General features: G+C 63.2%; 14 protein-coding genes. 8 read left to right on the top strand and 6 right to left on the bottom strand.

Annotated elements, in window-relative coordinates:
* Positions 1–3: 3 nt before the first annotated feature.
* Entirely contained in the window at positions 4–1,932 is a 1,929-nt protein-coding gene (gene nosZ / locus ACIQUG_RS23415) for a TAT-dependent nitrous-oxide reductase (protein WP_402324411.1), read from the bottom strand.
* A gap of 35 nt (positions 1,933–1,967) precedes the next feature.
* On the bottom strand, positions 1,968–4,124 hold the full coding sequence (locus tag ACIQUG_RS23410) for a 4Fe-4S binding protein (protein ID WP_402324410.1): 2,157 nt from the start codon (positions 4,122–4,124) through the stop codon (positions 1,968–1,970).
* Between the two features lie 138 nt (positions 4,125–4,262).
* Between ACIQUG_RS23410 and ACIQUG_RS23405 the strand changes: the two genes are divergently transcribed.
* The gene (locus ACIQUG_RS23405; RefSeq protein WP_402324409.1) at positions 4,263–4,514 is read left to right on the top strand and encodes a hypothetical protein; all 252 of its coding nucleotides are present in this window, start codon (positions 4,263–4,265) and stop codon (positions 4,512–4,514) included.
* Positions 4,515–4,611: 97 nt separating this feature from the next.
* Here the strand turns inward: ACIQUG_RS23405 and ACIQUG_RS23400 are convergent, their stop codons facing one another.
* Positions 4,612–5,319 carry a DUF542 domain-containing protein gene (locus ACIQUG_RS23400; protein ID WP_402324644.1) on the bottom strand — a complete coding sequence of 236 codons (708 nt, stop codon included), beginning with the start codon at positions 5,317–5,319 and terminating at the stop codon, positions 4,612–4,614.
* Positions 5,320–5,782: 463 nt separating this feature from the next.
* On the opposite strand from ACIQUG_RS23400, the gene ACIQUG_RS23395 reads away from it, so the two are divergent.
* Genes ACIQUG_RS23395 through ACIQUG_RS23370 form a run of 6 tightly spaced genes read left to right on the top strand, consistent with a single transcriptional unit; the run spans position 5,783 to position 10,856 of the window.
* Positions 5,783–6,826 (top strand): transporter substrate-binding domain-containing protein, encoded by a 1,044-nt coding sequence (locus tag ACIQUG_RS23395; RefSeq protein WP_043621853.1) that lies wholly within the window; start codon positions 5,783–5,785, stop codon positions 6,824–6,826.
* A 29-nt stretch (positions 6,827–6,855) separates the two neighbouring features.
* Complete coding sequence (locus tag ACIQUG_RS23390) at positions 6,856–7,437, top strand: hypothetical protein (protein WP_402324408.1); 582 nt, start codon at positions 6,856–6,858, stop codon at positions 7,435–7,437.
* A complete protein-coding gene (locus tag ACIQUG_RS23385) occupies positions 7,434–8,054 on the top strand; it encodes a GntR family transcriptional regulator (protein WP_402324407.1) in 621 nt (206 codons plus the stop codon). Before ACIQUG_RS23390 ends, ACIQUG_RS23385 begins: the two co-directional genes overlap by 4 nt.
* Entirely contained in the window at positions 8,051–8,560 is a 510-nt protein-coding gene (locus ACIQUG_RS23380) for a protein-tyrosine phosphatase family protein (RefSeq protein WP_402324405.1), read from the top strand. The genes ACIQUG_RS23385 and ACIQUG_RS23380 overlap by 4 nt, the downstream gene beginning before the upstream one ends.
* An 8-nt stretch (positions 8,561–8,568) precedes the next feature.
* On the top strand, positions 8,569–9,762 hold the full coding sequence (locus ACIQUG_RS23375) for an amino acid ABC transporter permease (protein WP_402324404.1): 1,194 nt from the start codon (positions 8,569–8,571) through the stop codon (positions 9,760–9,762).
* Positions 9,759–10,856: an amino acid ABC transporter permease gene (locus ACIQUG_RS23370; RefSeq protein ID WP_402324402.1), complete on the top strand. Its 1,098-nt coding sequence runs from the start codon at positions 9,759–9,761 to the stop codon at positions 10,854–10,856. Before ACIQUG_RS23375 ends, ACIQUG_RS23370 begins: the two co-directional genes overlap by 4 nt.
* A gap of 168 nt (positions 10,857–11,024) precedes the next feature.
* Here the strand turns inward: ACIQUG_RS23370 and ACIQUG_RS23365 are convergent, their stop codons facing one another.
* Genes ACIQUG_RS23365 through ACIQUG_RS23355 form a run of 3 tightly spaced genes read right to left on the bottom strand, consistent with a single transcriptional unit; the run spans position 11,025 to position 13,380 of the window.
* Complete coding sequence (locus ACIQUG_RS23365; RefSeq protein ID WP_402324401.1) at positions 11,025–11,831, bottom strand: aspartate dehydrogenase; 807 nt, start codon at positions 11,829–11,831, stop codon at positions 11,025–11,027.
* Between the two features lie 28 nt (positions 11,832–11,859).
* On the bottom strand, positions 11,860–12,402 hold the full coding sequence (locus tag ACIQUG_RS23360) for a 3-hydroxyanthranilate 3,4-dioxygenase (protein ID WP_402324399.1): 543 nt from the start codon (positions 12,400–12,402) through the stop codon (positions 11,860–11,862).
* A gap of 21 nt (positions 12,403–12,423) precedes the next feature.
* Positions 12,424–13,380, bottom strand: coding sequence for a dihydrodipicolinate synthase family protein (locus ACIQUG_RS23355; protein ID WP_402324397.1), 957 nt, complete (start codon positions 13,378–13,380; stop codon positions 12,424–12,426).
* Between the two features lie 141 nt (positions 13,381–13,521).
* Between ACIQUG_RS23355 and ACIQUG_RS23350 the strand changes: the two genes are divergently transcribed.
* On the top strand, positions 13,522–14,427 hold the full coding sequence (locus ACIQUG_RS23350) for a LysR family transcriptional regulator (RefSeq protein ID WP_402324395.1): 906 nt from the start codon (positions 13,522–13,524) through the stop codon (positions 14,425–14,427).
* Positions 14,428–14,478: the final 51 nt, after the last annotated feature.

Here is a 14,478-nt window from a genome sequence, read left to right as displayed (position 1 = left end):
CGATCAGGCGTCCTTCGGTTCCACGAACATGCGTCCGCGCATTTCCATGTGCAGGGCATGGCAGAACCATTGGCAATAGTACCAGTAGACGCCAGCATTGGCCGCAACGAAGGTGACGGAGCTCGTCTGTTGCGGGCCGACCTCCATCGCCACGCCATGATTGCCCATGGTGAAACCATGGGTGAGGTCATCGATCTCATCGAGATTGGTGACGATGATCGTGACCTCGTCGCCCTCCTTCACCGTAAAGCTCGGCTGGCTGAAGCTGGGCGCGACGGAGGTCATGTAGACGCGAACCTTGTTACCGTCGCGGATCACGGCCTCGGTCCATTCGTCGATGTCGACCTCATCGGCCTCGGCCTGCTTGCGCGTTTCGGCCCAGAGCGGATCCTTACGATCCCAGACCGAGCGGATGTTCGGCAGGATCGAGGGGGAGACTGCGATGGCGTCATGCGGCTCGGCGAAGGTCGGGCCGTCATGGACCAGCACCATCTTGTCACCGGAAATGTCGATCAACTGATCGTTTTCCGGCTTCAGCGGGCCGACATTCAGGAACCGGTCCTTGGAGAACTTGCAAAGGCAAACGAGCCAGTCGTTGGCGGCATCCAGCGTTTCGCCCATCACCGTCTTCAGGTGGCCAGGCTGGTACTGAACGTCGAGCTTGTCCTTGATCGGATTGATCTTTTCACCGGCGTAAGCGCGGATGGCCTCGTCGATGTTCCACTTTACCACCTGGCTATCGAGGAACAGCGAGGTATAGGCGTTGCCGCGCCCGTCGAAGGCGGTGTGCAACGGGCCGAGGCCCAGCTCCGGCTCCGCTACCACGGCGCTGCGCGGCTCGGCATTGTCGTAGAACAGGGCATCGAACTTCGTCACGTCCAGCACGGTGACGGTGGGCGAGAGCTTGCCGGCGACGCACAGATGCTTCCTGTCCGGCGCCATGTTGCAGCCGTGCGGGTTGTTGGCGATCGGGATGTAGCGGGTGAAAAGCGACTTGGCTTCCTTGCGCCCGTCCACCACCTTGACGCCGTTGATCTCCTCGTATTTGCCGGCCGCAATCGCCTTCTCGATTTCGGCGATGTTGAAGACGACGATGTGGTCCATCTCGGACTTGGTCATCTCTTCCAGCGTCATGCCCATTTCGGAATTGTAGCTGGTGGAGAACGCCCACTTGCCCTCGTAGTCGGCATCGCAATTGTCGAGGTTGCCCGAGACCTTCACCTGCCAGGCCACTTCCCACTTGTCGGCATCGACAGCGGTGAAGATGTTCACGTAGGTCGCCACGTCAGTCATCGTCGAGCCGTCGTTGACGAGCGGGGCCTCGTCCTCGCCGTTGCAGAACACATAGTTCGAACGCGGCCATTTCTGCGGACGCATGCCGTGGATGCCCTTGGCGTTGGGGATCTCCAGGATGGCGTCGGTCTTCATCACGTCGCAGCGCACGCGCGCCACGCGCGTATTGGCCTTGTCGTTCATGAACAGGAAGCGGCCGTCATATTTGCCGTCGGTAAACGACATGTGGACGTGGTGCAGGTCACCGTTGTCGTGGATTTTCTTGCCGTTGGCGGCGAGCTGCTTTTTCGTCTTCTCCGACATCGTGCGCTGGTGGATGTGGATCGATTCATTGGTCTGCCCCCAACCGGTGGCCGAGCAACGGTTGAATACCGGCACCCGCATCAGCTCGCGCATCGAGGGGATGCCGAGAATGCGCATTTCACCTGTCTGGCCGGAGGACCAGAAGCCGTAATAGTCGTCGAGCTTGCCGGGTGCGACCGAGCCGTCGGCGCCTGTCGCGGCACGGGCCGGCGTCGCCAGTCCTGCAGCGCCGAGGCTGAGTGCGGCCGGCCCGACCGTGCCCGCCAGGATGGCGCTGCCTGCGGTCGCGCTGAACAGCGCTCGGCGGCTTAGTCCCTTGTGTTCCTTTGTTTCCATGATCTGGTTCCTTTTTGCTTGAACCTTGGCTTCGATTAAACTTTGGCTGCGGGTTGATGGGTCGGCACGCCGCCCGGGCTTGCCGCAAGCTTCGCCCGTGACTTCATCTTCTTGATCACGACGGGGCAGACGGTTTCCGACTGGTAGAGCACCTGGCAGTGCAGGCAGTTGATGCACTCGTTCGGATTGATCTCGCCGGTCCGGTGGATCGCCTGCACCGGACATTGGTGGGCGCAGGTCTGGCAGGGGTTTCCGCATTCATGGTAGCGCTTGAGCCAGTCGAACATGCGGATGCGCGCAGGGATCGCGAGCGCCGCACCGAGCGGGCAGAGATAGCGGCAGTAGAACCGCTCGACGAAGAGCCCGGCGACGAGAAGTGCGACTACATAGGCCACGAACGGCCAGGCGCGGATGAACTTCAGGATGATCGCCGTCTTGAACGGCTCGATTTCGGCCAGATGTTCCGCCTGCTCGACGCTCATCAGCGAGACCCCGAAAAGACCGAGGAAGATCATGTATTTGATCGGCCAGAGCCGCTCGTGCAGGCCCCATGGCAACGTCCATTGCGGGATGCGCAGCTTGCGCGCGATCTGGTTGGTCAGCTCCTGCAGGGCGCCGAAGGGGCAGAGCCAGCCGCAATAGGCTCCCCGTCCCCAAAACAGGAGCGCTGCGGCAACGGCAAACCAGAGGATGAAGGTCAGCGGGTCGAGCAGGAAAGCCTGCCAGCTGAAGCCGTTGACGAGGCTCCCGAAGAGCGCCATCAGATTGACGACGGAAAGCTGCGCGTTGGCGTACCAGCCGAGGAAGACCAGCGTCACCGTCAGGAAGATGATGCGGAAGATGTAGAACGCCCGTGCGTTTCTGACCGCATAGGTCTGGAAGAAGAACACGCCCGTCAGCACGACCAACATGGCGCCGAGCACGACAATCTTCAGCTTCGAGTCGTCCCAGATGCGTTTCCACAGGTCGGCCTGTGCCGTGCCCTCGTCACGATCGACTACGGCGGCAACCTCCTTCACCGGTGGCGCGACAGCATGCAGATACTTCTGCGGCAGCTGATACCCCAGATCGAAGGTATGAAAGACCTTTTCGACCGGTCCAACCTCGCGGTGCGCCAGAAGCTGTATGCGGAATGGTTTTGTCGGATCGAAGCCAAGGCCTGCCTTAATGCGGAACAGGTCCATCTCGTTGTATTCCGGCGCACCGGCAAGCGCGATTGCCCCCAGGCGACGGTGGTCGCGATCACGAAAGCGAACGGAAACATCATCTTGGATCAGCACGATGCGATCAAAGATGCCGCCGCGCACATAGCCAGACCCCTTGAAGGAATAGAGCCCGCGTCCGACTACGGCGATCGCGTGCTCACCTTCGCCGAGCCAGGACTGAAGGTTTTTCTCTTCGGCCGGCCCGAGAAGGGCCTTGCCGATCGCGGGGACCGAGACCAGTGCCGCCTGCATCTCGATGAACGTCGTTTCGGGCGCTTGCGCAATCGCGCGCTCGCGGGCGCGTTCATCGGGATGGCCAGCGAAAGCAGCATTGACCTGGGCAACGTCGAGCGACAGGCGGCGCAGCGTGCCATCGCCTTCTGCCTCGACCCAATCAGCCGGCGCGACGGCCGCGGGATCGATCTCGAAGCGCGGGCCGGCGTTGGCTGCTTCCGGCGTCAGCCCGCCAAGGCCGAGCGCGCGCGCGACCTTAAGCCCGGACCGCACGATCGAATCGTCGATCACCATAACCGTCACCGTCGCGCCCGAGATGATATCCACCTCATGGGTCGTACCGCCGGATTTCGCCTCGGCGACGAGATCGAGGCCAGCATAGCCGGCAACCAGCGCCTTTACCTTGGCGTCCGGAATGCCGATGAGGACGATGGGCTCGGAGTGTTTCACCAGCCGGACGCCGACGATCTTCGCATCCTTGTCCACCGCGACAAGCGTATGGATGGGCTTGCCGGAATAGCCCGTCGTTCCGACAAAATCCGAGGTCACAAAGACCCACGCCACTGTCTCGCCGCCCTTGAGCACCGGGGCCACCGCCACATCATCACGCACGGCGCCGAAACCGTCTGCGCCCGGCACAAGATCCGAAGCGGTGGTGGTCGGCAAAAACTCCTGCAGCACCGATGCCGCACTGGCGGATACGGCGCCGCAAAGGCTGAGGCAGAGCAGAAGGACAAGACGGAAGAGTTTCATTCCAGGGTGTTTTCCCGCAAATCGTTGCCGGAGCATTGGAACTTTGGCGCGGGACGTTCTTTGATCTAGCTCAAACAAAGACAGCTTCGTTAATTGCAATCCTTGATTGTTACCTGTCGCGTACATGGTGATGCTCAGGTGGATCTGCTGGAACGACTGCGCGTCAAGCCGCCGGTCGGCCGGCGCAACAACGATAGCTTTGAAGTCGGATGGGGCGGCCCATGGCCTGCCCTTCCCGCGATATTTGCCGGAAGTCGGCAGATGGCTGCCACCCACAACCATTGCGCGATCCGCAGGTTTAAGTTCCGCCCTTTGAGCTCATCTCGCGACGAGCAGATTGATCGCCGCCGTGGCTCATGGGTTCGCGGCGGCGCCACCTTAAAACAATGAAAGTGTCTCCGCCGCCAAGCGCCGGGTCGGATTGCGTGCAAAGAGTTGTGTGAAGCTCCGTCTCCTCCCGTTGGGCAAAGCGATGCCTGTCAGGGCCTCACCCCGCGGAAAGCGCTGCTGATGAGAGAGCGGCGCCATCGACTGCATCAATGGCGGCGAACCGTGGAAACAGAACGCGGTTTTCGAGATGCATATGCGTGACGAGATCGTCGCAGAATTTTTGAACTCCGACATAGAGCGCCGTCCAGGACCTGCAGGCCCCGTCGGGAAGCGCAAATCCATGCGTCAAATGCTCGATCACCGCGAGGCTCCGGCTTTCGCATGCATGATCGTCCCGCATGCCGGCAATCAAGTGCCCGATGTCCGGATCGGGCTTATGGCGCATCATGGGAAAGAGCGCGAGCTCTTCGCGCGCCATGTGGGGAAGAAGGTGTTCCTTGAGCTCGACCAGCGCGTCAGCCAAGCCGAGTGGCGCGGAACCATGCGCGCCGTGGACGTGCTCCACCTTTTGCGCAAGCGGGATCAGCCATTCCAGATCGGTGCGGTGCGTCTGGTGATAACGCTCCAGAATATGCGCGATAAGCTCGCCGGTCGCAGCCGGAGCTTCGCGTCTTGCAGCAAGCTCCAGTGCCTGAAGCCGGGCGAGCAGATCAGCGGCCTCTATGCCGGCATCCGCAGCCGCTTGCGCAAGCGGTACGTCGCCGCCACAGCAAAATCCGATACCGGCCTGCCTGAAGAGTTCCGCGGCGCCGGGAAGCTCGCACGCAATCGTTCCAACGGCGGTGTCCAAAGTATACTCGGTCAATGTGCTCTCCCTGATGCCCGAAGGGTCATGATCCGCAATCGATGCGTTGCTCAAGGGAGAGGCTGGCGCAGTTTTTCCAATCGTTCTTTGTCGAAACGCAACTTCGTGCCGGAGCGATCCAATTCTTCCGACCAATGCCGCATGCGCCAAGTTGCAGCCGGTGGTGATTGGTTCGGCGCGCCCCTGCCGCGATTTCCTCCCGCCACCTCACCAGCGCGCTAACCTTCGCGACATTGCCTGCGCGGAAGCGCCCAGCACTAAAACGGCCAGCACGAGAACCGAACAGCATGTTCCAAAGGCGGCCGTAGAGCCTTGGCCCTCGACGAGCGATAGGGCTTGTCGACCTTCTTGTTGCGCGATGCGACCGTCTCGCCCGCTACCCCCGTTGACAGCAGGAAAAACCACTCTTAAACACCTGTATACAGGTATAGCTATCTTTACCTGTTTAAGGAGGGGAAGAAATATGCTTCGGTCTTATCTCGCGGCAGCGCTCGCCTGCGCCGCCGGTCTTGCAATCACGTCCCATGCTCAGGCTGGTCCGGTTTTTGATGAAGTGGTGTCTGGCGGCAAGCTCGTCTGCCTGGTCAGCCCCAGTGCGCCGGGTTTCTCCGTGCCCGACAGCGCCGGCGTCTTCCAGGGTTTCAACGCTGACTTCTGCCGCATGGCGGCGGCCGCCATCCTCGGCGATGCGAGCAAGGCGGATATCCGCGGCATTGGCTTTTCCGACTCGTTGAAGAGCCTGGTCTCGCGGCAGGCGCACATGGCCTCCCGCTCGGTCACGGAAACCGGCACGCGTTCTGCCGACCCGGGCCTCGCCTTCGTCGCGACCACATTTTATGACGGCCAGGGCTTCATGGTGCCGAAGGCGCTGGGCGTGAAATCAGCAATGGAGTTGAAGGGCGCAACGATCTGCGCCGAGGACGGCTCGACGACACTGCTCAACATCGCCGACTGGTTCGCCGCCCAAGGGCTCACCTACAAGGTCGAGAACATCGCCGACAAGACCGCACGCTTGCAGGCGTTCTTCGCCGGCAAGTGCGACGCCTACGCCTCCGACATGACGGCGCTTGCCGCCGACCGTCGCCTGGCCAAGGATCCCGACGACTACGAACTCCTGCCGGAGATCATCTCGGCCGAGCCGCTGACGCTGGTGACCCAGCCGGATGAAACGCTGGAAAAGGCAGTGCGCTGGGCTTTCCAGGTCATGCTGAACGCCGACGAACTCGGCATCAATTCCAGCAATGTCGATGCGGCCATCGCCGATCTCGACAAGCAGCCGAAGGCCGTGCAGCGTCTCTTCGCCAAGGACGGCGCAACCGCCGACATGGCCGCCAAGATGAAGCTTCCCGCCGACTGGGCTTACCAGGTCATCAAGCAGGTCGGCTCCTACGGCGAAGTGTACGACCGCCATCTCGGTCCTGCGACGCCTTTCAAGCTCAAGCGCGATGGCACCCAGAACGCCTCGACCACCAATGGTGGCCTGATGTACGCCTATCCGATACGGTGAGGAGAGCGGCCAGAAGGAGGAGCGGCGGCGTGACGGATATCGACGGACCCATATCCATCCGCGCCACCGTCGATTGCCCAGCCGGAGGACGCCTCGTAACCCTCGGCGCACCCGGCCTGACGATCAGTCCGCGCGGCGAGGTCTGGGTGGACCCCGAGGGCATCGACGAGACGCTCGCCGCCCTTGTTGCCCGCGGAGCCGATCTCTTTTTGTTTCTGGCGCGCGACAGCGACTGCCCGCCCGGCTACCGCATCCTGCTGCGCAAGCATGTCAGGCAGACAGGCATGGCGTTTGCGGCCTTGCCGATCGACGATTTTTCCGCGCCCGGCCAAACGTGGATAAAGGCTTGGCGGCGGTTGGAGGGGCGTGTTTACGCTCTGCTTGCCGCGAACCAGGCCATTGCGCTGTGCTGCAGCTATGGTGCTGGACGCAGCGGTATGATCGCCGCGCATATTCTCAATGCGCGGGGCCTTTCGGTCGACGAGGCGCTGTCGACAGTGCGCCTCGCTTTTCCCGAATCGGTCGAAAGCCCGCTGCAGGAAGACTGGCTATACAACCAGAACAACGGCCGCGCCGACGCGCGCCAAAGCATAGGAAGGGGGAAAGCGTGAGCTTGCCGCAAACATCGAGATCCGGTCCGCCCCGCTCGGAGGACATGCTGCAGGAGTTGCGCTTCCGCATCTGCACGACCCACCCCGATACGCCGATGATGCTACACGAAGGCAAGCTGGCGCAGGAGTTCGGCGTCAGCCGCACCCCGATCCGCCAGGTCCTGCAGCGGCTTTCCTTCGAGCACCTCCTCGAAACGCGCTCGGGCGTCGGCACGGTGGTCAGCACACTCGATCCCGCCCAGCGCAACCTGCATTTCACCATGCTGTCGGATATGCTGAACCTGTGCACGCGATGCTGTGCGGCGAATTTCGCCATGCCCGCCCGGGTCCAGCTCGCCACCATCGGCGAGCTCGCCGCCAACCCGGGCGAGGCGCCCGTCGAAAGCTACTTCACCATCCGCGCCTGCCTCCTCGAACTCGTCTCCGGCCTGGTGCTCGATCCGATTGCCGCCGAAGCCCATGCGGCCCTGCACTGGCGCGTGATCCGCTGGCGCATGCAAGCCGCACATGATGATCTCGAGGCCGCGTTCAGAGCGCTGCGCACGACAGTCACTGCGGTCTTAACGGCGCAGACGCCGACCCACCTTCTCTCGGAGCTCGCAGCGGAAACCGCATGACAAATACACATTTCCTGCGCCCCCTCCGACTGCCGTCTGGCATTGCCGGCACGCTCTGGCTCGGACCTATGCCCGGCCGCCTGCGCCCGTTTTCCGACGACATGGACGATCTGCGCGCGCAGAAGATCAGCCGCATCGTCAGCCTTACCCCGCTTGCGGAGATCGAGGAAAAGGCACCGGACTATGCTGCAAGCCTTGCCGCAGGGACGGACATTCCCGTCGTGCGGTTCCCGATCGCGGATTTCGGCGTGCCCGCCGACGAGGCCGGGCTCTTCGCCCTCGCCGGCGAGATGGCGCAGGCGCTTGCCTCCGGCGAGCGGGTCTTCGTTCATTGCGCGGCCGGCATAGGCCGCACCGGCACCTTCGCCATCTGCATTCTGCGCGCTTTCGGCCTAGATCTGACGCAGGCCACCGCCCTTGTCGCCAGCGCTGGCTCGGGGCCGGAGACCGAGGCGCAGAAGGCGCTGGTCGCTCGCTTTACCCTGCCTGCCGAAACCAATCCCTGAGCACACCCATGGACCGGAAACTGCAAATTCCCCACGCCCCGCAGGACGGTCCGCCCAAGGCAAGGCCGGCCGTTTCCCTCGCCGATATCGGTGTCGGCGTTGCGATCCTCGCGGCCTTCGCCGTCGTCGCCTTCAACGTCCACTCCAACATGCTCGCGGCCGGCATCCAGCCCGGCTTCGCCTTCCTCACCCAGCAGGCCGGTTTTGACCTTAGCGAAACACTCATCCCCTATGGGGCGAATGATACCTACCTGCGCGCCATCTTGGCCGGACTTGCCAACACCATCGTCGTCGCCGTCGCGAGCCTCGTCATCGCATCGTTTGCCGGCCTGCTGCTCGGCCTTCTCAGCGTCAGCGCTTCGCCGCTCGCGCGCCTCTTCGCACTCGCTTACGTCGAACTCTTCCGCAACCTGCCGAAGATCCTGGTCTTGCTGGTCATTTTCGTTGCCGCTGTGAACGGTCTGCCCGCCATCCGGCAGGCGCTGATCCTTGGACCCTTCACGATCTCGAACCGGGCGATCTACCTGCCCTGGCTTTCGCAAGATCCGCGCAATACGCTCTGGCTTTTCGCAAGCATCTTTCTCGTCTCAGCGCTCATCTGGCTGTGGGCACGCCATGCCGCCCGCCGCCAGGCCCTCACCGGCCGGCGCCTGCCCGTTCTGACGGTCGCACTGGCCCTATGCCTTGCCGTCCCGGCGGTGCTTGCCATCGTGCTCGACGCACCGCTTGGGCTTACCTGGCCGACACTTCAAGGGTTTTCGGTGGAAGGCGGCGTCGCCCTTTCCATCCAGTTCTGCACGGTGGCCGTCGCACTCGGTCTTTATCACGGCGCGCAGATCGCAGAGGTGCTGCGCGGCGGCATCGAGGCCATTCCTAAAGGCCAGATCGAAGCCGCAGCGGCGCTCGGCCTCAAGAGCGGCCAGACCACCCGTCTCGTCGTCGTGCCCCAGGTGCTGCGCACCGTCGTTCCACCGCTCAACAACCAGTTCGCCAATCTCCTGAAGAACACCTCGATCTCGATTGCCGTTGGCTATTCAGATCTCATGTCGGTCGCTGGCACCGCAATCAACCAGACCTTCCGGCCGCTCGAAACGATGCTGATCACCATGTCGATATACCTGCTGCTTTGCCTTGCGCTCACCGGCGTGCTGAACCATTGGAGCGCCCGTATTCGCGCCCGGGAAGGAAGGGGCGTGCGATGAGCGGAGCGACACAACCGATCGGCCCGAGCCGGCTTTCCGCCTGGCTGCTGAGGCAGGTTTCCCGACCGGGCGCAAGCCTCCTCTCCCTTGCAAGCGGCGGCCTCGTGCTCGCCATTCTTTGGGTTGTAGCCGACTGGCTCGTGCTGGCGGCCGTACCGCCCTTTGCCGATCCGGCCGCCTGTGCCGAGGCTTCCGGCGCCTGCTGGCCCTTCTGGGTGGAGAAATCCCGCTTCATCCTGTTCGGCACCTATCCGTTCGACGAACAGTGGCGGCCGATGCTCGCATCGCTGCTGCTCCTTGGCCTTTCCATCGCCACCGGCCAGATGGCTGTCAGCGGGCGCTGGCCGGACATGAGGCTCTTCGCGGGACTCTGGCTGGCGGGCATGGCCGCGTCCTTCGCGCTGATGAGCGGCGGCACCCTCGGCCTCGCTCCGGTCGATGCCTCCCGTTGGAACGGCCTGCCGATCCTCCTCATCCTTTCCACCATCGCGCTCGCCCTTGCCCTGCCGGTCGGCGTGCTGCTCGCGCTTGCCCGATACCAGACGCGCCATCGGCTGCTGCACCGCGCCGCAGGCGCCTATGTCGAGATCATGCGCGGCGTGCCGATGGTGACGCTGCTGTTCGTCGGGGTTTTCGTGCTGCCGCTGACGCTGCCCAAGGGCACGAGCATCGACCCGATCGTGGCGGTGCTGATCGCCCTCATCTTCTTCCATGCCGCCTATTTCGCCGAGGATGTGCGAAGCGGCCTCATGGCTCTGCCGGCCGGCCAGCATGAGGCCGCCTCTTCGCTTGGTCTCGGCTTCTGGCCAACTGCCCGTCTCGTGCTCCTGCCACAGGCCACCGAACGGGCCATGCCCGCGCTCGTCAACAGCACCATCGGCGCCTACAAGGACACGTCCCTCGTCGTGATCCTCGGCCTGCACGATCTCAGCGCCACCGCGCGCATGGCTTTCAGCGACGTTGCCTGGGGCAACCAGGCACTCGAGGCCTATGTCTTCGTTGGCGTCTGGTTCCTCGTCTCCTGCTCCTACCTCTCCTGGATCGGCCGACGGCTTGCCAACAAGAGCGTAAAAGCCCGGCGTCGGAGCGACTGACGGCCCGCAACGTCTAGGCGCTCAAGCACCGCGCACGCGCGATGCCTTTCAACGACGATGTCGAAGGTGGTTTGGTTAGGGCCAACAGAACAAGCCGCGCGCCGTTGCCGGCGGCGCGAAGATCCATCCGGAACGGCAAGGGCAAAGCAGTCGAGCGGCAGCTACCAATTAAAGGACAAGCGGACTTGTCCTGTTCTCGATCAGGCGAACGAGGTTCAGTGCCGTCATCTCCGAGGATTTCGGATTGGTTGCAAGCGGACGGTTTTGGAGGCGGATTTCGAGCGTGCCGAAGGCGCCGCGGGCGACAATGCTGTGCGTATTTTCCACGGCCTTGGGATCGGCGACGAGCTGCACGCGCGTCTGTTCCATGCCGATGCCGGCAAGGGATGTGGTCGCCGCCACATTGGCATTTTGCGGAAAGGCGGTCGCGGCTTCCGCGGCCGATCCTGCGAAGAAGGCTTCCGCCTCCTGAAGTTCGCCAAGGCGACAGAGCGCCTCGGCCGGCGTCCCGAACCAAGCCCGCGCGGGCTTGGTGATGGTGTGCTCCACGCTGTCCAGACCCAGCCGCGAGGCCGCCGAGAGAGCATCGATGCCGCCGAGCGCGCCTGGCGGAACGATGAGCTGGCAACCGTTTTGCCGGGCGAGTTCCACGAGTTCGTCGAGCACGGCAGCATCCACCAGGGCCGAGGTCGAGGACACAGCGAAATCGATGCCCGCTGCCAACGCCGCCCGGGCGAAGGGCTTGACGCTTTCGCGGCTCGCCGCCTCGACAACCAACGTCGCGCCGGTCGCCGCCAACGCTTCGGGACCGGCAACATGGACCGCCCCTTCCGGCATGGTCGCTGCGACTTCACCGGGATCGCGCACGGCGATCCCGACGATCCGGGCATTCGCGCCGCGCGCCCTGAGAAGTTCTGCCACCCGTTGACCGATGGCGCCCCAGCCTATGAGGCAGATGGCTTCGACTTTCGACATGACAGTCCTTTGCTGGTTTGCTGCCGGTTCAGAGCGTCACCCAGCCCTCGGGCGGGGTTTTGCCGGGGTGCACGGTCCCGCATTTCGGGCATGTGCGCAGCTTTTCGTCGGCATAGAAGGCCTGGTAGATCGGCGGCAGGTCGTCGACGATAGATTCGAGGTCTACCTCCGCGCGGTGCACCAGCTCCGCGCATTCGAAGCAGTACCATTCGACGGCGTCGAGCAGGCCTTCAGGCCGCGTCGGCTCGATCACCAGACCGATCGATCCCTCCATCGGCCGCTGCGGCGAATGGCGCACATGCGGCGGCAGCAGGAAGATGTCGCCCTCCCGGATCGGCACGTCGTAGAATTCCTTGCCGTCATAGAGCTTCAGCACCATGTCGCCCTTGAGCTGATAGAAGAACTCCTCGACGGGATCGTCGTGATAGTCGGTGCGCTTGTTGGGGCCGCCGACAATCGTCACCATGAGGTCGGCATCTTTCCAGATCTGCTGGTTGCCGACCGGCGGCTTCAAAAGGTGCTTGTGCTCGTCGATCCACTTTTGCAGATTGAACGCCTTGAGCTTCGTCATCGATATTCCTCCCTGTCCCGTTCAGCGCAGTTTCAGGCCGCATTCCTCGAAGGCGGCTCTGGTCAGTGTCTTTTCCTCATCCGTCAGCTCCAGCAGCGGCCGGCGGACGGCGCCACCCACCTGGCCAAGCAGTTCCTGCCAGTACTTCTGGTGGGCATGCGGCTTTTCCGCGGGCTTGGACTTGCGGAACGCGTCACGCACCCCTTGCAGGCTCGCGCTGACGGCGCGGGCCTCCTCGGCTTTTCCGGCGAAGGCGAGTGCCGTGTATTCGGCCATGCGCCGGTCGGCCTTGGTCTGGAGCGTGTAGGGCGGCGACGAGCAGAGATAAAGCTGCCAGCCCAGCTCCAGCACGTTATCCAGCCATTCCTCTTCCGAAGCGGTCGAGACAAGAATGCGGTCACCGGCAAGCGCCGTCAGCGCCTTGTACATCGCGCGTGGCACGGAGTACTTGATCGCCACCACCGTCTCGATGTCGGCAAGCCGGTTGCACAGCTCCGGGCTCATCAGATAGCCGCTGTCGGGATGCGACCAGAGCGCCATGCCGATATCCACCTTGGAGGCGATGGTCTCATAGTAACGCAGCAGCGTTTCATCCTGCTGCTTGAAGAAATGCAGGATCGGCGCATGCACGACGATATAGTCGGCGCCGCAGGCCTGCGCGTGCCGGGCAAGGTCGATCACGACGTCCATGTTCTGATCCGAGCAGGACATGATGGTCTGCGCGCGACCGCCAGCCGCATCCACCGAGAGATCGAACATGCGCTTGCGCTCGTCGACCGACATCGCGAAAAACTCGCCCTGCTTTCCGGCAATGAAGAGGCCGTCGATGCCGAGATCCGAGATCCAATGGTCGACGTTGCGGCGATAGCCCTCCTCGTCGATCGCGCCATCGGCCGTAAACGGCGTATTGGCCGCCGCCCACACGCCGCGCATCGTGGCACGGGAATGAGCCTTTGCATCTTTACGCTGGTATTTCATGACGCTCCCTGTCGCATGTCCGTCCGGTGGCGCACGAAGCAGCCGTTCCGGTCTCTGTCGGCGCATTTAGCGCAGGATTTTTTTATTCATTAAGACGCATAGTCCGTATATATTCATGCTGAAATCAGTATGGATCCCGCGATGCTCAATCTCCGTCAGATCAAGTGTTTTCAGGCCGTGGTCGAACTCGGCAATTTCTCCCGTGCCGCCGAGCGGCTGCACACCAGCCAGGCCGGCATCTCGCATGCCATCCGCGACCTCGAAGCGCTGCTCGGCGCCCGACTGTTCGACCGCACGACCCGGCGCGTCGAACTGACCGAAGCCGGACGTGTCTTTGCCGCCGGCGCCTTGCCCGGGCTTTCGGAAATCGAGCGTGCCGTCGATGCGGTGCGCGATCTCGGGCAGCTCAGGACCGGTCTCGTGCGCATCGCCGCACCGCCCTTTCTTGGCGCAACCGTGCTGCCGCGGCTGTTGCAGGAGGTCGCGTCGACCCACCCGAACCTGAAGCTCAGGATCGAGGACGTGGTGACCGATCTGATCGCCCCCAAAGTGCGCAGCGGCCTTTGCGATCTCGGTGTCGGCACCTTTGCCAGCGACGAAGACGGGCTCGAGATCCAGCGCGTGCTGCGTGACCAGCTGATGGTTTTCGCGCCCGAAGGGCACGCTGTCTGCGCCAAGGCCGAAGTGGCGTGGTCCGCGCTCGCCGACCAGCCGATCATCACGCTGACGCGCGAAAGCAACATCCGCCTTTTGACCGAGGTCGGCTTCGAGAGCGCCGGCGTGCCGCTGCGCCCTTCCCTGGAAGTCCACCAGATCAACACGGCCTTGTCGCTGGTCGAGCGCGAGGCTGGCCTTGCAATCCTCCCGACCTATGCCTTTACCGGTCTCAACGGCCGGAAGATTTCTGCGCGGCCATTGGTCGAGCCGTCGATCGCCCGTGACGTTGCCATTATCACCGCGCGTGAGCGCACACCGTCCCCCGCGACGATCGCAGTCCGCACCATGCTGCGCAAAGTGCTGCGTGACATGATCCCGGTCGTCGGCTGACGAAACGCCTGAGGCTGAAACCGTGCAACGACGGTTTCAGCCTCAGCTTGT

Origin of the sequence: Ensifer sp. NPDC090286, assembly GCF_044769565.1 — a bacterium.
Classification (GTDB): Bacteria; Pseudomonadota; Alphaproteobacteria; order Rhizobiales; family Rhizobiaceae; genus Ensifer.
The sequence above is the reverse complement of the archived record's forward strand: the minus strand, read 5'-3'. Positions and strand labels throughout refer to the sequence as shown.